The organism is Burkholderia plantarii, assembly GCF_001411805.1.
In the GTDB taxonomy this organism is placed as follows: domain Bacteria; phylum Pseudomonadota; class Gammaproteobacteria; order Burkholderiales; family Burkholderiaceae; genus Burkholderia; species Burkholderia plantarii.
This window is the reverse complement of record NZ_CP007213.1, coordinates 2220524-2239492: the sequence shown is the minus strand read 5'-3', so window position 1 is coordinate 2239492 and position 18969 is coordinate 2220524. Positions and strand designations below refer to the sequence as shown.

The 18969-nt window shown below is 72.0% G+C and carries 4 protein-coding genes; 2 read left to right on the top strand and 2 right to left on the bottom strand.

Features of this window, described 5'->3' with window-relative positions:
* Positions 1 to 36 precede the first annotated feature (36 nt).
* Positions 37 to 8541 carry a non-ribosomal peptide synthetase gene (locus bpln_RS26505; protein ID WP_055140484.1) on the top strand — a complete coding sequence of 2835 codons (8505 nt, stop codon included), beginning with the start codon at positions 37 to 39 and terminating at the stop codon, positions 8539 to 8541.
* A gap of 8 nt (positions 8542 to 8549) precedes the next feature.
* On the top strand, positions 8550 to 16553 hold the full coding sequence (locus bpln_RS26500) for a non-ribosomal peptide synthetase (protein ID WP_055140483.1): 8004 nt from the start codon (positions 8550 to 8552) through the stop codon (positions 16551 to 16553).
* Positions 16554 to 16730: 177 nt separating this feature from the next.
* On the opposite strand, the gene bpln_RS26495 is transcribed toward bpln_RS26500, so the two are convergent.
* Both bpln_RS26495 and bpln_RS26490 read right to left on the bottom strand, forming a co-directional pair.
* A complete protein-coding gene (locus bpln_RS26495) occupies positions 16731 to 17690 on the bottom strand; it encodes an HpcH/HpaI aldolase/citrate lyase family protein (protein ID WP_042628139.1) in 960 nt (319 codons plus the stop codon).
* Positions 17687 to 18937 (bottom strand): CaiB/BaiF CoA transferase family protein, encoded by a 1251-nt coding sequence (locus tag bpln_RS26490; protein WP_082465447.1) that lies wholly within the window; start codon positions 18935 to 18937, stop codon positions 17687 to 17689. Before bpln_RS26490 ends, bpln_RS26495 begins: the two co-directional genes overlap by 4 nt.
* Positions 18938 to 18969: the final 32 nt, after the last annotated feature.

Here is an 18969-nt window from a genome sequence, read left to right as displayed (position 1 = left end):
TGACGAAGCAGGGCGAGAGGCAGGGCGAGGGACGAAATGGCAGAAAACATGATCGAGCGGTTGCGCTCGCTGGCCGTGCAGCGCGGGACCGACACCGCGTTGGTGACCGTCGACGCGCATGGCGACACGCGCTACGACTACGCGGCGCTCGAACGCCGCGCGATCGCGCTGGCCGCGCTGCTGCGCGAGCGCGGCGCGGGCGGCCAGGCGGCGCGCGTGCTGCTCGCGATGGACAGCGGCATCGACTACGTCGCCGCGTTTTTCGGCTGTCTCTACGCGGGCGCGATCGCGGTGCCGGTCTATCCGCCCGAATCGCTGCGCGGCCAGCATCTCGCGCGGCTCGCCGCGATCGCGGCCGATGCCGACGCCGCGTTCGTGGTGACCACGGGCGCGCTCGCCGGGAAGCTCGGCGAGGCGTTCGCGCGGATCGCGCCGGGGGCGGCCTGCATCGAGATGGACAGGCTCGATCACGCGGGCGTCGACGCGCAGGCGTTCCTGCCTCATGCCGCCGCGCCCGCCGACATCGCGTTCCTGCAGTACACCTCGGGCTCGACCTCGACGCCGAAGGGCGTGATGGTCACGCACGGCAGCCTGTGGGCCAACGAGATCGCGATCCGCGAGGGGCTCGGCGTGACGGCCGACGACGTGTTCGTCAGCTGGCTGCCGCTCTATCACGACATGGGCCTGATCGGCACGCTTTCGCAGCCGGTGTTCAGCGGGATTCCGCTGGTGCTGATGTCGCCGCAGTTCTTCCTCGAACGGCCGGTGCGCTGGCTCGAGGCGATCGCGCGTCATCGCGGCACGATTTCCGGCGGCCCCGATTTCGCCTACCGGCTCTGCGCCGACCGCATCGGCGACGAGGCGCGCGCCGCGCTCGACCTGTCGAGCTGGCGGCTCGCGTTCTCCGGTTCCGAGCCGGTGCGCAAGGCGACGCTCGACGCGTTCGTCGAACGCTTCGTGCCGCAGCGCTTCGATCCCGCCGCGCTGTTCCCGTGCTACGGGCTCGCCGAGGCCACGCTCTACGTGTCCGGCGTCGGGCGCGGACGCGGCGCGCGCGCGCCCGGCTTCGATCCCGCCGCGCTGGAGCGCGGGCGCGTGCTGGCCGACGCGGCCGGCACCGCGCTGGTGTCGTGCGGCACGCCGCCGAGCGGCCACGAGATCGCGATCGTCGAACGCGAGAGCGGCGCGGCGCTGCCCGCCGGCGCGATCGGCGAGATCCTCGTGCGCGGCCCGAGCGTCGCGGCCGGCTACTGGCGGCGCGCCGATGCGACGGCCGCCAGCTTCGTCGAGCGCGACGGCGCCGTCTGGCTGCGCACCGGCGATCTCGGCTTCGTCCACGACGGCGAACTCTTCGTGGCCGGCCGCATCAAGGACCTGCTGATCGTGCGTGGCCGCAATCTCTATCCGCAGGACCTGGAGCTCGCGATCGAGCGCGACGTCGAACTCGTGCGGCGCGGGCGCGTGGCCGCGTTCGCCGTCGAGGTGCAGGGGCAGGAGGGCATCGGCATCGCGGCCGAGGTGTCGCGCAACGTGCGCAAGATCGCGACGCCCGAGGCGATCGCCGCCGCGCTGACCGAGGCCGTCGCGATCGCCTGCGGCGAGCCGGCCGCCGTGGTCGTGCTGCTGAACCCGGGCGGCCTGCCGAAGACGTCGAGCGGCAAGGTGCAGCGCGCCGCCTGCGGGCGCGGCTGGCGCGATCGTTCGCTCGATGCCTATGCAACGCTCGTGCAGGGGCAGCGCATCGACGCCGCGGCGGATCCGGCGCCGACGGGCGGCGGCGCGGACCATGCCGCCGCAAGCGCGGCAACTGCCGGTATCGAATCGGAGTTGGCCGGGATCTGGCGCGAGCTGCTGCCGGCCGTGCCGCCGCGGCCGGCCGGCACGGCGAGCTTCTTCGCGCTCGGCGGCAGCTCGCTCGCCGCCGTGCAGGTGGCCGCGGCCGTGCAGGCGCGCTGGGCGATCGACTACACGGCGCGCGACGTGTTCACCGCGCCGACCTTGCAGGGCGCGGCCGCGCGGATCGGCGAGCGTCTCGCGCTCGGCACGGCGGCGCCGGCCGTCGCGTTCGCGCCGCTCGACGCCGAGGCGCGCCGCGTCGCGATCGCCGCCGATGCGCAGCGCAGCCTGTGGCTGACCTGGCTGCGCGATCCGTCCAGCGCCGCCTACAACATGAGCGGCGAGCTGCGGCTCGACGGCCCGCTCGACGCCGAGGCGCTGCGGCTCGCGCTTGGCGACGTGGTGCGCGAGCACGACGTGCTGCGCGCGCGTTTCGAACTCGGCGACGAGGGCGAGGCGCTGCAGATCGTCGAGGCCGGGCTCGCGATCGCGCTGCCATTGACCGTCTGCGAATCGGCGGCCGATCTCGATCGCGTCACGCGCGACGTCGCGCAGGCACCGTTCGACCTCGAAACCGGGCCGCTGCTGCGCGCGCATCTGGTGCGGATCGCGCCGCAATCGCACCGGTTGCTGATCGCGTTGCATCACATCGTGGCGGACGGCTGGTCCGTGAACGTGCTGCTCGACGCGCTCGGTCGGGCCTACGCGGCCCGCACGCGCGGGGCGGCGGCTTCCGGTTCGACGCCGACGGATGCGCCGGCGTGGCAATACACCGACTATGTGGCCTGGGAGCGTGCCTCGCTCGGCGAGGCCGCGCTGCAGCGGCAACTCGATTACTGGCGCACGCAGCTCGCCGGCGACGGCGATCCTGCCGCCGCCGCGCGCCTGTTCGCGCGACCCGCGAATCACACGAGCGGCGCGCAGCGCGGTGTCGAATTCTCGCTGCCGCGCGAGGTGGCCGCGAAGCTGCGGCGCTTCGCGGCCGAGCGGCACGCGACGCCGTTCATGGCGATGCTGGCCGTGCTGAACGCGGTGCTGCACGACCTGAGCGGGCGCGACGAGATCCGCGTCGGCGCGCCGGTTTCGCTGCGCAAGCGGCCCGAGGCGCAGGCGCTGATCGGCTATTTCATCAACGTGCAGGTGCTGCGCACGCGCCTCGACGTGCAGCGCGGCTTCGCGGCGCTCCTCGATGCCGTGCGCGACACCGTGCTGGCCGCGCACGAGCATCAGGACGTGCCGTTCGACCGGCTGGTGGGCGCGCTGCTGCCGAACCGCGCGAACGGCGACGAGACGCTGTTCCAGGTCAAATTGACCGAGCAGCGGCCGTTCGATACGCGCGGTTTCGCCCCGCTCGACGCGCAGCTGCGCGTGCTGCCGAACGAGGCGCCGCACTTCGATCTCGCACTCGATTTCACCGACAGCGGCGCATCGATCGACTGCCTGCTCGCCTATGACGACGCGGTGTTCGACGCCGCGTTCGTGGCGCGCTTCGTGGCGCGCTTCGCGACGTTCGCGGCGCGGCTCGTCGAGGCGCCGGCGCTGCCGCTCGAACGCGCGGTGGCCGATGCCGCGGCGGCCGCCGATGCGGGCGAGGCGGGCGCATCGGACGGGCACGATGCCGACGACCTGCTGACGCTGTGGGACGCCAGCGTCGCGCATGACGGCGCCCGGCTCGCACTGCGCGACGGCGCCCGTACCATGTCCTATGCCGAACTCGACGCGGCGGCCGACGCACTGGCCGCGCGGCTCGTCACACTCAGCATCGGCACCGAGGCGCGCGTCGCCGTGCTGGCCGAACGCTCGATCGAGCACGTGCTGGCGATGCTGGCCGCGCTGAAGGCCGGCGCGACCTGGCTGCCGCTCGATCCGCGCGCGCCCGCCGCGCGCCTGTCGGCGCAACTGGCCGACAGCGGCGCGGCCGTGCTGCTGCACGCGGTGCCGCTGCCGGACGGCGTGGAGCCAGCAGCGGCCGTGCCGCTCGCGTTTCGTCACGAGACGCCGGCCGCCGTGCGCGCGCCGCGCGTCTCGCCGCCGCTGCGCCATGCCGATCGCGCCGCCTACATGATCTACACCTCGGGCTCGACCGGCGAGCCGAAGGGCGTGGTCGTCACGCATCGCGCGCTCGCGAACTACGTGCGCGGCATGCTCGCCACGCTCGACGCGCCGGCCGACGCCTCGTTCGCGATGGTCTCGACGCCGGCCGCCGACCTCGGCCACACGACGCTGTTCGGCTCGCTCGCGTCGGGCCGCACGCTGCATCTGATCGCACCGGACCTGGTGTTCCAGCCCGACGCGTTCGCGCGCTACATGGCCGCGCATCGCATCGGCGTGCTGAAGATCGTGCCGAGCCATCTGGCGGCGCTGCTGTCGGCCGCGCGGCCGGAGCAGGTGCTGCCGGCCGCCGCGCTGATCGTCGGCGGCGAGCGCACGCCGGCCGCGCTGCTGGCGCGGATCACCGCGCTCGCGCCGGCCTGCCGCGTGTTCAACCACTACGGCCCGACCGAGACCACGGTCGGCGTCGCGATGCATGCATGGCCGGCCGATGCCGCGCCCACGCGTGACCTGCCGCTCGGCCGCGCGCTGCCCGGCATGCGAATCCATCTGCTCGACGCGAACCTGGCGCGCGTCGCCGACGGCGAGGACGGCGAGCTTTACGTCGGCGGCCCCGGCGTGGCGCGCGGCTACCACGGGCGCGCGGGGCTGACCGCCGAGCGCTTCGTACCCGATCCGTTCCTGGCTGGCGAGCGGCTCTACCGAACCGGCGACCTTGGCCGGATCGGCGCCGACGGCCTGCTCGAATACCGTGGCCGTGCCGACGATCAGGTCAAGGTGCGCGGTTATCGCGTCGAGCCGGCCGAGGTCGAGCGCGCGCTCGCGGGCCTCGACGGCGTGCGCGGCGCGGCCGTGCTCGCGCACGAGGCGCCGGGCGGCACGCGGCTCGCCGCGTTCGTGGTCGGTGGCCCGCGCGGCACCGCGCTGCTGGAAGCCGCCGCGCGCGTGCTGCCCGACTACATGGTGCCGGCCGACGCGATCGCGCTCGAAGCGCTGCCGCTGAACGCGAACGGCAAGCTCGATCGCGCGGCGTTGCGCGCGCAACTGGAGGCGCATCTCGCGAAGACGCTGGGCGCCGACCCGGCTGCGCAGTTGCCGGATGCGCCGCAAGACGACACCGAGCGGACCATCGCGGCGATCTGGGCCGACGTGATCGAGATCGACGTCGGCCGTATCGGCCGCAGCAGGAATTTCTTCGAAGTGGGCGGCGATTCGCTGCTCGGGCTGAAGGTCGTGGCGCGTGCGCGCAAGGCCGGTATCACAATCACGCCGAAGCAGCTGTTCCAGCGGCTGACGCTCGCGGAGCTGGCCGGGAAAGCGGCGGCGGCGAGCGCGGCGAAGGCGGCCGGCAGCGTCGCCAACAACACGTCGGCTTCAGCAGTCGGCGCAGCCGATCCGGCTCGCCCGGCCCTGGCATCGACCGGCTCGTTCGAACTTTCGGCGATTCCGCGCTTGCCGGCCGCCGCGCGCCTGCGTGGCCCGGCATCCTACGCGCAACAGCGGCTCTGGTTCCTGTGGCAACTGGCGCCCGCGAGCCGCGCATATCACGTTTCGGGCGGCCTGTGGCTGACGGGCGACGTCGATGCGGCGGCGCTGCGCGACGCGTTCGCGACGATCGTCGCGCGGCACGACGTATTGCGCACGCGCTTCGTGGCGAACGCGTCCGGCGAGGTCGATGCCTGGCTCGACGAGCAGGTGTCGATCGACTGGCGCGACGAGACGGTGGCGAGCGGTGGCCTCGAAGCGGCGGCGCGCGCGCTGGCCGACGAGCCGTTCGACCTCGGCGCCGGGCCACTGTTGCGCGCGGGGCTGTATCGCGAAGCGGCGAAGGGTGCCGGCCGCCGGTTGCTGGCCGTCTCGATGCACCACATCGTCTCGGACGGCTGGTCGGTGCAGGTGCTGCTGGAGGAACTGGTCGCGTTTTATCGTGCGCGCGTGCTCGGCGAAGCGACGCCGCTGGCGGACCTGCCGATCCAGTATGCCGATTACGCGGCGTGGCAGCGCGACTGGCTCGACGCCGGCGAACGCGAGCGCCAGCTCGCCTACTGGAAGACGACGCTCGGCGATTCGCATCCGGTGCTGTCGCTGCCGATGGACGGCACGCGCAACGCCCACGGCGAATACGCGGCGGGGCGTTATCTGCTGGTCTTGCCGGCCTCGTTGGCGCAGGCGGTGAAGGCCTGCGCGCAGCGTCGCTCGGCCACGCCGTTCATGGTGCTGCTCGCGGCGTTCCAGGCGCTGCTGCATCGCTACACGGGGCAGGACGACATCCGCGTCGGCGTGCCGGTGGCGAACCGCCATCGCGTCGAGACCGAGCGGCTGATCGGCTTCTTCGTCAACACGCAGGTGATGCGCGCGAGCTTCGACGGCGACGACACGCTGGACACGTTGCTAGAACGGCTGCGTTTGGGGACGGTTGGTGCGCAGGCGCATCAGGATCTGCCGTTCGACGTGCTGGTCGAGGCGCTGCGCCCCGAGCGCAGCCTCAGCCACAGCCCGCTGTTCCAGGTGATGTTCAACCATCAGCGGCGCGACTGGCGCGTGCTGGACGGCCTGCCGGGCCTGACGATCGAGCCGCATCGCCTGCCGACCACGATGGCGCAGTTCGAGCTGATGCTCAACACGCACGAGGATGCGGACGGCACGCTGACGCTCGAATTCAGCTATGCACGTGAACTGTTCGCCGAGGCGACGATCGCGCGTCTGGCCGCGCATTACCAGCGCTGCGTTGCCGCGATCGCGCAGGGCGATCCGGACGTGCGTATCGCCGATATCGCGCTGACCGATGACGCCGAGCGCGCGATGCTCGACGCGTGGAGCCGCAACGATACCGTCTATGACGAAATCGAACCGGTGTTCCATGCGTTCGAGCGTCATGCGGCGGCGTATCCCGACGATGAAGCGCTTGTATTCGGCGATACGACGTTGACCTATGCCGAACTGAACGCGCGCGCGAATCGCCTCGCGCATTGGCTGCGCGTGCGGGGCGTCGGGGTGGAGTCGCGCGTCGGCATTTCGGCCGAGCGTTCGATCGAACTCGTGATCGCGCTCTACGCGATCATGAAGGCGGGCGCGGCCTACGTGCCGCTGGATCCGTCCTATCCGGCCGACCGGATCGCGGCGATGATCGATGACAGCGGCATCGGCCTGCTGCTCGCGCAGCGCGATATCGACCTGCCGTCCCGAGACGGCGTCGAGCGCGTCGATCTCGACACGCTCGACCTGTCGGACGCGTCATCGCTTCCGGCCAACAATCCGGACGTGAAGCTCGACGGCGCGAATCTCGCCTACGTGATCTTCACCTCGGGCTCGACCGGGCGTCCGAAGGGCGTCGGCAACCGCCACGACAGCCTGTCGAACCGCCTCGTCTGGATGCAGCGCGAATACGGGCTGCGGCGCGGCGAGACGGTGCTGCAAAAGACGCCGTTCAGCTTCGACGTATCGGTCTGGGAATTCTTCTGGCCGCTGATGGTGGGTGCGCGGCTGGCAATCGCGGCGCCGGGCGCGCATCGCGATCCGGCGGAACTGGCGAAGACGATCGTGGCGCATCGCGTGACGACGCTCCATTTCGTGCCGTCGATGTTGCAGGCGTTCGTGGCGAGCGAGGCGGAAGCGACCTCATGTGGTACGACGCTGAAGCGGATCGTGTGCAGCGGCGAGGCGCTGCCGGCCGACCTGCGCGAACGCGTGGCGAACGTGCTGCCGGGCGTGGGGTTGTTCAATCTCTACGGCCCGACCGAAGCCGCGATCGACGTGACCGCATGGACCTGCATCGATGAAGCGGGCCGCGCGGTGCCGATCGGCCGGCCGATCGCGGCCACGCAGACCTGGGTGCTCGATGCACGGTTGAACCCGGTGCCGCCGGGCGTGCCGGGCGAGTTGTACCTCGGCGGCGCGGGCCTCGCGCGTGGTTATCTGGGGCGCCCGGACCTGACGGCCGAGCGCTTCGTGCCGGACCCGTTCGCGACCGTGCCCGGCGCGCGGCTGTACCGCACGGGCGACCTCGCGCGCTGGCGCACGGATGGCGCGCTCGACTATCTGGGCCGCGTCGATCATCAGGTGAAGATTCGCGGACTGCGGATCGAACTGGGCGAGATCGAGTCGGCGCTGACGGCGCTGCCCTCGGTACGCGAGGCGGTGGTGGTGGCACTCGACGGAAGGTTGATCGCTTACGTAACGAGCGAGGCATCCGAAGCACTCGACCCGGCAGCGCTTCGCACCGCGCTGTCCGCACGCCTGCCCGACTACATGGTGCCGTGGCGCGTCGTGGTGCTCGACGCGCTGCCGCTGAGTCCGAACGGCAAGGTGGACCGGCGCGCGCTGCCGGCACCGGAAGCAGCAAACGACGACGGCGCGAACCACGAACCCCCGCACGCCGGCATCGAAACCGACCTGGCCGCGATCTGGGCCGAACTGCTCGGCACGACGCACATCGGCCGCCACGACAGCTTCTTTGATCTCGGCGGCCATTCGCTGCTCGTCGTGCGCCTGAACGCGCGGATCGGCCTGGACCTGAACGCGAGCCTGCCGCTCGCCACGTCGTTCGACGCGCGCACGCTGGCCGCGCAAGCCGAGGCCATCGAACGCGTGCGTGCCGCGCAACCCGGCGACGACACGCTGCGCGACCTCGATCTCTTTATGGATTCGCTTTGAACGCACTCATGGACAAGACCACGGCCGCCCGCATTGCCGCGCGCTTCATCGAGCTGACGCCCGACAAGCGACGCCTGTTCTGGGCAAAGATGCAAGCGGACGGCGTGAGCCCCGCGCAGTTTCCGATCCTGCCGCGCGCGCGGCAGGCGGGGCCGGTGACGGTTTCGTATGCGCAGCGCCGCCAATGGGTGCTGGCGCAACTGTCGCCGGAGAACCGTGCGTATCACATCTCGGGCGGCCTGTGGCTGACGGGCGAGGTCGATGCGGCGGCGCTGCGCGACGCGTTCGCGGCGATCGTCGCGCGACACGACGCGCTGCGCACGCGCTTCGTCGAAAACGAGGCCGGTGAAGTCACGGCCCATGTCGATGCACAGGCGTCGATCGACTGGCGCGACGAGACGGTGGCGGATGGTGGCCTCGAGGCAGCGGCGCGCGCGCTGGCCGACGAGCCGTTCGATCTCGGCGCCGGGCCGCTGTTGCGCGCGGGGCTGTATCGCGAAGCGGCGAAGGGTGCCGGCCGCCGGTTGCTGGCCGTCTCGATGCACCACATCGTCTCGGACGGCTGGTCGGTGCAGGTGCTGCTGGAGGAACTGGTCGCGTTTTATCGTGCGCGCGTGCTCGGCGAAGCGACGCCGCTGGCGGACCTGCCGATCCAGTATGCCGATTACGCGGCGTGGCAGCGCGACTGGCTCGACGCCGGCGAACGCGAGCGCCAGCTCGCCTACTGGAAGACGACGCTCGGCGATTCGCATCCGGTGCTGTCGCTGCCGATGGACGGCACGCGCAACGCCCACGGCGAATACGCGGCGGGGCGTTATCTGCTGGTCTTGCCGGCCTCGTTGGCGCAGGCGGTGAAGGCCTGCGCGCAGCGTCGCTCGGCCACGCCGTTCATGGTGCTGCTCGCGGCGTTCCAGGCGCTGCTGCATCGCTACACGGGGCAGGACGACATCCGCGTCGGCGTGCCGGTGGCGAACCGCCATCGCGTCGAGACCGAGCGGCTGATCGGCTTCTTCGTCAACACGCAGGTGATGCGCGCGAGCTTCGACGGCGACGACACGCTGGACACGTTGCTAGAACGGCTGCGTTTGGGGACGGTTGGTGCGCAGGCGCATCAGGATCTGCCGTTCGACGTGCTGGTCGAGGCGCTGCGCCCCGAGCGCAGCCTCAGCCACAGCCCGCTGTTCCAGGTGATGTTCAACCATCAGCGGCGCGACTGGCGCGTGCTGGACGGCCTGCCGGGCCTGACGATCGAGCCGCATCGCCTGCCGACCACGATGGCGCAGTTCGAGCTGATGCTCAACACGCACGAGGATGCGGACGGCACGCTGACGCTCGAATTCAGCTATGCACGTGAACTGTTCGCCGAGGCGACGATCGCGCGTCTGGCCGCGCATTACCAGCGCTGCGTTGCCGCGATCGCGCAGGGCGATCCGGACGTGCGTATCGCCGATATCGCGCTGACCGATGACGCCGAGCGCGCGATGCTCGACGCGTGGAGCCGCAACGATACCGTCTATGACGAAATCGAACCGGTGTTCCATGCGTTCGAGCGTCATGCGGCGGCGTATCCCGACGATGAAGCGCTTGTATTCGGCGATACGACGTTGACCTATGCCGAACTGAACGCGCGCGCGAATCGCCTCGCGCATTGGCTGCGCGTGCGGGGCGTCGGGGTGGAGTCGCGCGTCGGCATTTCGGCCGAGCGTTCGATCGAACTCGTGATCGCGCTCTACGCGATCATGAAGGCGGGCGCGGCCTACGTGCCGCTGGATCCGTCCTATCCGGCCGACCGGATCGCGGCGATGATCGATGACAGCGGCATCGGCCTGCTGCTCGCGCAGCGCGATATCGACCTGCCGTCCCGAGACGGCGTCGAGCGCGTCGATCTCGACACGCTCGACCTGTCGGACGCGTCATCGCTTCCGGCCAACAATCCGGACGTGAAGCTCGACGGCGCGAATCTCGCCTACGTGATCTTCACCTCGGGCTCGACCGGGCGTCCGAAGGGCGTCGGCAACCGCCACGACAGCCTGTCGAACCGCCTCGTCTGGATGCAGCGCGAATACGGGCTGCGGCGCGGCGAGACGGTGCTGCAAAAGACGCCGTTCAGCTTCGACGTATCGGTCTGGGAATTCTTCTGGCCGCTGATGGTGGGTGCGCGGCTGGCAATCGCGGCGCCGGGCGCGCATCGCGATCCGGCGGAACTGGCGAAGACGATCGTGGCGCATCGCGTGACGACGCTCCATTTCGTGCCGTCGATGTTGCAGGCGTTCGTGGCGAGCGAGGCGGAAGCGACCTCATGTGGTACGACGCTGAAGCGGATCGTGTGCAGCGGCGAGGCGCTGCCGGCCGACCTGCGCGAACGCGTGGCGAACGTGCTGCCGGGCGTGGGGTTGTTCAATCTCTACGGCCCGACCGAAGCCGCGATCGACGTGACCGCATGGACCTGCATCGATGAAGCGGGCCGCGCGGTGCCGATCGGCCGGCCGATCGCGGCCACGCAGACCTGGGTGCTCGATGCACGGTTGAACCCGGTGCCGCCGGGCGTGCCGGGCGAGTTGTACCTCGGCGGCGCGGGCCTCGCGCGTGGTTATCTGGGGCGCCCGGACCTGACGGCCGAGCGCTTCGTGCCGGACCCGTTCGCGACCGTGCCCGGCGCGCGGCTGTACCGCACGGGCGACCTCGCGCGCTGGCGCACGGATGGCGCGCTCGACTATCTGGGCCGCGTCGATCATCAGGTGAAGATTCGCGGACTGCGGATCGAACTGGGCGAGATCGAGTCGGCGCTGACGGCGCTGCCCTCGGTACGCGAGGCGGTGGTGGTGGCACTCGACGGAAGGCTGATCGCTTACGTAACGAGCGAGGCATCCGAAGCACTCGACCCGGCAGTGCTACGCCCCGCGTTGTCCGCACGCCTGCCCGACTACATGGTGCCGTGGCGCATCGTGGTGCTCGACGCGCTGCCGCTGAGCCCGAACGGCAAGGTGGACCGGCGCGCGCTGCCGGCGCCGGAAGCGACCACCGACGACGGCGCGAACCACGAACCCCCGCACGCCGGCATCGAAGCCGACCTCGCCGCGATCTGGGCCACGCTGCTGCGCGTGCCGCGCGTGGGCCGCCATGACGATTTCTTCGAACTGGGTGGCGATTCGATCCTCGCGTTGCAGATCGTCGCGCGGGCGCGGCAGGCAGGCTACCGGCTCCACGCACGGCAGATCTTCGAGCAGTCGACAATCGTCGAACTCGCGGCGGTGGCCGAGCCGATCGGGCGCGTCGATGCCGGCGCCGCCGACATCGCGGCCGAGGAGGCCGCCGCGCTCGCCGAAGACGCCGAGGTGCCGCTCGTGCCGGTGCAGGCGTGGTTCCTGTCGAAGCCGCTCGCGAACCGCAACCACTGGAACCAGTCGGTCCTGCTGCATCTCGATGCAAGGCCCGACGCCGTGCATCTGGAGCAGGCACTGCAGGCCGTAGTGGCCGCGCATCCGTCGCTGCGGCTGCGCTTCGCGCACGGCGCAGCCACCGGCTGGCACCAGTTCCTCGCCGCGTCGGACCGGGCGCAGGAGCAGGCGCCGCTCGTCGCGACCGTGACCGGCGTGCCGGCCACCGGCATCGACGCGGCCTGCGACACGATCCAGGGCGCGCTCGACATTGGCACCGGGCCGCTGCTGCGCGTGCTTTTGATTGGCGTGACGGACGGCAGCTGGCGTCTCGCGATCGCGATCCACCATCTGGCCGTCGACACCGTGTCGTGGCGGATCCTGCTGGACGATCTGCATCGCGCCTACCGCCAGCGGGAGGCGGGCGAGGCGCCGGCGCTGCCGGCGCCCACGCTGTCGTATCCGCTGTTCGCGCGCCGTCTGCACGAGGCGGCACGGCGCCCCGAGATCAGCGCAAGCTTCGACCACTGGCGTGCGCTCGCCGATATCGACGGCACGCTGCCGCCTGGCATCGCAGGCGGCAGCGCGGGCGCACGGCCGCAAGCCGGCTCGGCGTCGGTCGGTCTCGATGCCGAGACCACCCGCCGCCTGCTGCAGCCGGCCTGCGCCGCGTACCGCACCACGATCGCGGACCTGCTGCTGGTGGCCACGGGCCGCGTGCTGTGCCGGTTCGCGGGCCGAGAGACGCTGCGCATCGACGTCGAGGGCCACGGCCGCGACGCACCCGTCGGCGACGCGGACCTGAGCCGCACGGTCGGCTGGTTCACGAGCCTCCATCCGATGGCGCTCGCGCCCACCGGCGAACTCGGCGCCGCGATCAAGCGCGTGAAGCAGGCGCGCCGCGAGGCGCCGCACGGCGGCACGAGCTTCGGCATGCTGCGCCACGCCGGCGACGCGTCGCAGCGCACGGCGCTCGCGTCGATCGGCGACGCGGACGTGCTGTTCAACTATCTCGGCCAGCTCGACGGTTCGCTCGGCGCGAACGGCGCAAACGACGACGAAGGAACGACCCCGCCGCGCACCGGCACCTGGCGGCTCGCCGCCGAACCGGGCGGCCGGCCCGTGGCCGCGATCAATGCGCCGACGCATGCGCTCGACATCGTCGCGCAGATCCGCGACGGCGAGCTGCTCGTGACGTTCCGCCATCCGGGCGGCGACCGCTACGACGCGGCCACGCTCGACGCGCTGGCCGCCGGCCTGCGCGTCGAACTGGCCGCGCTGCTCGACCACTGCGCGAGCGGCGCGGCCGGCCTCACGCCGTCCGACGTGCCGCTCGCGGCGATCGATCAGGCCCGCCTCGACGCGCTGCCGGTGGCGCCGGCCGATCTCGTCGATCTCTATCCGCTCGCGCCGATGCAGGCCGGCATCGTCTTCCACAGTTTGCTCGGCGAGCAGCAGGGCGCCTACGTCAACCAGTTGCGCGTGGACGTGGACGGGCTCGACGCGGCGCGTTTCGAAGCCGCCTGGGCGGCCGTCGCGACGCGCCACGAGATCCTGCGCACCGGCTTCCTGTCGTTCGACGACATGCCGCGCCAGTGGGTGACGCGCGCCGTCGGCACGCCGTTCCTGCTGGCCGACTGGCGCGACGGCGCCACGGACAGCCTCGACGCGCGCCTCGACCGTTTCGCGGCCGACAATCTCGCGCGCGGCTTCGATCTGGCGCGCCCGCCGCTCTGGCGCGTGGCGCTGCTGCGCACCGGGCCGGCGCGCCATCACGTCGTCTGGACCTTCCATCACGCGCTGCTCGACGGCTGGAGCGCCGCGCGGCTGCTGGCCGAGGTGCTGGCGACCTACGGCGGTACGCCGCCGGCCGGCACCCCGCCGCGCTATCGCCGCTTCATCGGCTGGCTCGCCGCGCAGCCGCGCGAGGCCAGCGACGCCTGGTGGCGCGATCAGACCGCGCGCCTCGACGGTCCCACGCTGCTGGCCCGATCACTGCCGGCGCCGGCCGCCGGCGCCGCGCAGCTGGCCCGCCACGGCATCGTGCGGCTGGTGTGCGATGCCGCGCGCAGCGCAAGACTTGCCGCGTTCGCGAAGGCGCGGCGCGCCACGCTGAACACGCTGGTGCAGGCCGCCTGGCTGCTGCTGCTGCAACGCTACACGGGCCAGCGCAGCGTGAGCTGCGGCGCGACCGTCGCCGGCCGCCCCGACGCGCTGCCGGGTGCCGAACAGATGCTCGGCCTCTTCATCAACACGATTCCGGTGATCGGCGCGCCGCTGCCCTCGATGCGCGTGAGCGACTGGCTCGCGACCGTGCAGCGCGACGGCGTGGCCGCGCGCGAGCATGAACACCTGCCGCTCGTGGAGATCCAGCGCAGCGCCGGCATCGACGGCGGCCAGCCGCTGTTCGACACGCTGGTGGTGTTCGAGAACTATCCGGTCGACGCGATCCTCGACGAGGCGTCGCCGCACGGGCTGCGCTTCTCGGGGCTGCGCAACGAGGATCGCACCAGCTATCCGCTGACGCTGTCGGTCACGCACGGCCGCCCGTCACGCGCGGCCACCGCCGGCCAGGCCGACGTGCTCGACATCGAGTTCGCCTACGCGAGCGACCGGTTCGCGCCGGCGCAGGTGGAGCGGCTGGCCGCGCAGCTGGGCGCGCTGCTCGACGCGTTCGCGGCCGATCCGGAGGCCCGGCTCGGCGCGCTCGATCCGCTGCCGGCCGCCGAGCGCGCGCGACTCGCGCAATGGGGGCGCGGCGCCGAGACCGGCGCGCTGCCGCCCGTGCATCGCCGGATCGCCGCGCAGGCCGCGCGCCGGCCCGAGGCAGTGGCGCTCGTCCACGGCGGCGACTCACTCGACTACGGCACGCTCGAGGCGCGCGCGAACCGCGTCGCGCACGCGCTGCGCGCGGCCGGCGTCGGCCCCGACGTGCGCGTCGGCATCGCGATCGAGCGCTCGCTCGGCATGATCGTCGCGATCCTCGGCGTGCTGAAGGCGGGCGGCGCCTACGTGCCGCTCGATCCGTCGTATCCGGCCGAGCGCCTGACGATGATGATCGAGGACAGCGGCATCGTGCTCGCGCTGACCGAAGGCGCCGGTGCCACCGATCGCGAACGGGTGCCGGTGGCCACGCTCGACCTAACCGACCTTGCCGCCGAAGACAGCGGTTATGCCAGCACCGTGCCGCCCGACGCGGTGGAAGCCGGCCATCTCGCCTACCTGATCTACACCTCGGGCTCCACCGGGCGGCCGAAGGGTGTCGGCATCACGCACGACGCGCTGGCGCGACACACCGAGGTGTCGATCGCGATGTTCGGGATCGGCGAGACCGACCGCGTGCTGCAGTTCTCGACCTTCAACTTCGATGGTTTCGTCGAGCAGGTCTTCCCGACGCTCGCCGCCGGCGCCACGCTGATCGTGCGCGGGCCGGAGCTGTGGAGCACGGCGCGCTTCGCGGACGAAGTGGCGCGCGAGCGGATCACCGTGGCCGACCTGACCACGGCTTACTGGAACGCGCTGGCCCAGGATTTCGCGGCGCGGCCCGAGACGCGCGCCGCGCTGGCCACGCTGCGCCGCGTCCATGCGGGCGGCGAGGCGATGCCGGCCGATGGCGTGCGCGCCTGGCGCGCGGCGGGGCTGGCCGGCGTGGCGCTCGCCAACACCTACGGGCCGAGCGAGGCGACCGTCACCGCCACGCTGTTCGACTGCGGCGCGCTGGCCGCCTCGGGCGCGGACGTGCCGGCGCAGATTCCGCTCGGCGGCCCGCTGCCGGGCCGCACGCTGGTGGTGCTCGATGCGCAGGGCAACCTCGCGCCGCTCGGCGCGGCCGGCGAGCTGTGCATCGGCGGGCCGCTGCTCGCGCGCGGCTACCACGATCGCCCGGAGCTGACGGCCGAGCGCTTCGTGGCCGATCCGTTCGCGGCGCTGCCCGGCGCGCGGCTCTACCGCACCGGCGACATCGTCCGCTGGCACGAGGACGGCACGCTGGCCTATCTCGGCCGCGCCGATCACCAGGTGAAGATCCGCGGCTTCCGGATCGAACTCGGCGAGATCGAGGCGGTGCTGCTGGAGGACGCGCGCGTGCGCGAGGCGGCCGTGATCACGCGCGACGGCCCGAGCGGGCTGCGCGTGCTGGCCTACGTGGCGCGGGCCGCGGGCGTGGCGGTGGAGGGCGCGGCGCTGCGCGCGGCGCTGGCCGCGCGGCTGCCCGACTACATGGTGCCGGCCGCCGTGGTGGTGCTCGACGCGCTGCCGCTGAACCCGAACGGCAAGATCGACCGCGCCGCGCTGCCGGAGCCGGTGGTGCAGGCGAGCGACGAGGCTGCCGGCGAGGCGGGCGCGCTGCCGCGCGGCGACACCGAGATCGCGCTGGCCGGCATCTGGTCGCGCGTGCTCGGTGTCGAGCCGGTGCGGCGCACCGATCGTTTCTTCGAGCTCGGCGGCCATTCGCTCGCGGCGATGCAGGCGCAGACGTCGATTCGCACGAGCCTCGGCGTGGATGTGGCGCTGGTCGAGCTGATGCGCAATCCTTCGCTCGAAGCGCTGGCGGAGGCGGTCGATGCGCTGCGCGTGCCGGCCGCCGGCGACGCGTCGCTGGCCGCCGAGCTGAACGACATCCTCGCGGGTTTGTAGGCGCCCGCGCGGCATCGCCCATGAAGACCTCGCCCGATCCGTCCGATCGGTCGAGGTTTTCGTCATGCCGCGACGGCGGAGTCGGCTATCCGTCGACAATCCGTCACGAGGACGGCCCGCCGAAGCCTGGTTTGTCGATCGACGGCCGCAGCGGTTTGAATGCCGCTGCGGCGGACGTCACGACGCGCCGGCTCGGGACTTCACGTTCCCCGCGTCTGCCATCGCCAGAATCCGCTCGGCCATCCGCACGTTGGCGAAATCGACGAGCTTGCCGTCCAGCGACACGGCCGCGAGCCCGGCCGCCTGCGCCGCCTCGAGCGCGGCGATGGTGCGTCGCGCGTCCTCGAGTTCGGCCGGCGTCGGCGAGAATGCCTGGCGGGTCGGCTCGATCTGCTCGGGATGGATCACCTGCTTGCCGTCGTAGCCCATCGCGGCGGCCTTCAAGGCCCACGCGCGCGTCAGCACGGGATCGCGGAACGCGCCGCACGGCCCGTCGATCGCGCGCAGGCCGAACGCGCGCGCGGCCACCAGCAGGCGCATCATCGGGTAGGTCCACAGATCGAGTGCGGTGGTGGTGTAGCTGCCGGCTTCGGTCTTCAGCGTCAGCGCGTAGCCCGGATGCGTGCCGCCGATCTCGACGTTGCGCGCGCCGATCGAGGCCGAGAAATCGCCGACGCCGAAGTGCAGCGCCGCCAGCGCGCCGCCGGCCGCGGCGATCGCGTCCACGCCGACGATGCCGCGCGCCGTCTCGATCAGCGCCTCGACGGCCAGCGGCGCCCGCGCGCCGCGCTGCTCGCGCAGCAGCCGTTCCACCTCGTGCAGGGTGGCGACGGATTCCACTTTCGGCACCAGCAGCGCGTCGAGCCGGGCCGCCTCGCGCGCCAGCGTCGCCACTTCCTCGGCGGCCACGCCGTCCACGCCGGCGTTGACGCGCACCAGCAGCCGCTTGTCGCCCCAGTCGAGCGTGTCGATCGCCTGCACCGCGCAGGCCAGCGCGTCGCGCTTGCTCTCGGGCGGCACGGCGTCCTCGAGATCGATGAACACGGCGTCGGCCGCGCTGGCCGCCGCCGATTGCAGCATCTTCATCCGGTGTCCCGGCACCGCGAGCACGGTGCGGGTGGCGCGTGTCCTGGTCATGCCTCGCTCCTTGGTTGGTCGACTTCACGTTCGGTTTCGCCTTGAGTTTCGGCCTGAACCCCGGCCCCAGCGCCGGTTCCGGCCTGGGCGCGCCGGCCGGCTAGCTCCGCGAGAATCGCCTCGGTGTGCTGGCCCACGGCCGGCACCGGCCCCATCACGGGCGCCAGGCCGGCGATGCTGACGGCGGGCAGGAACATGTCCTGCGGCCCGCGCTCGGTCTGCACGCTGCGATAGCGGTGGCGCTCGACGATCTGCGGATGCGCGAGCAGCGCGTTCACGTCGTTCATCTTGCCGTTCGCGATGGCCGCGCGGTCGAGCCGCGCCAGCACCTCGTCGCTGCTCCAGGCCGCGAAGCGTTCGGTGATGGTGCGCTCCAGCGCGTCGCGATGCTCGAGGCGCAGCGAGTTGGTGGCATAGCGCGGATCGTCGGCGAGGCCGGCGTCGTCGAGCACCACCGCGCAGAAGCCGCGCCATTCGCGCTCGTTCTGGATACCGAAGAACACCGTCTGGCCGTCGCCGGCGGCGAACGGCCCGTAGGGCGCGATGGTCGCGTGGCGCGCGCCGCTGCGCGGCACCGGCACGCCGCGCCCGCGCGTGTAGTAGGCGGGATAGCTCATCCATTCGGTCATCGCGTCGAACAGCGAGACCTCGAAGGCCATGCCGCGCCCGGTGCGCGCGCGCTGGTGCAGACCCATCAGGATGCCGTTCAGCGCATACATGCCGGTGGCGATGTCGGCGATCGCGAGGCCGCATTTGGCGGGCGTCTCGGGCGTGCCGTTGATCGACAGGAAGCCGCTCTCGCACTGCACCAGCAGGTCGTAGGCCTTCTTGTCGCTGTAGGGGCCGCCGCTGCCGTAGCCGGAGATGTCGCAGGCCACGAGGCGCGGGAACCGCGCCACCAGCGATGTCGCGTCGAGCCCCTGGCGCTGCGCCGCGCCTGGCGCGAGGTTCTGGATGAACACGTCGGCGTGTTCGAGCAGCGCCTCGAGCGTGGCGTGGCCCGCCTCGTCCTTGATGTCGAGCGCGAGGCTTTCCTTCGAGCGGTTGGTCCAGACGAACTGGCTCGACAGCCCGTCCATCGCGGTGTCGTAGCCGCGCGCGAAATCGCCGGCGCCGGGCCGCTCGATCTTGATCACGCGCGCGCCCCAGTCGGCGAGATGGCGGCTCGCGAGCGGCGCGGCGATCGCCTGTTCGATCGAGACCACGGTGATGTCGGCCAGCGGAAGCGGCGTGTCGTGCAGGTTCATGAAGCGGTAGGTCCTTGCCTGAAAGTCAACGG

What these genes read in the sequence shown, in the direction of transcription:
- bpln_RS26495 (WP_042628139.1), bottom strand. Translation starts at nt 17,690, where the DNA reads ATGACCAGGACACGCGCCACCCGCACCGTGCTCGCGGTGCCGGGACAC.
- bpln_RS26500 (WP_055140483.1), top strand. Translation starts at nt 8,550, where the DNA reads ATGGACAAGACCACGGCCGCCCGCATTGCCGCGCGCTTCATCGAGCTG.
- bpln_RS26490 (WP_082465447.1), bottom strand. Translation starts at nt 18,937, where the DNA reads ATGAACCTGCACGACACGCCGCTTCCGCTGGCCGACATCACCGTGGTC.
- bpln_RS26505 (WP_055140484.1), top strand. Translation starts at nt 37, where the DNA reads ATGGCAGAAAACATGATCGAGCGGTTGCGCTCGCTGGCCGTGCAGCGC.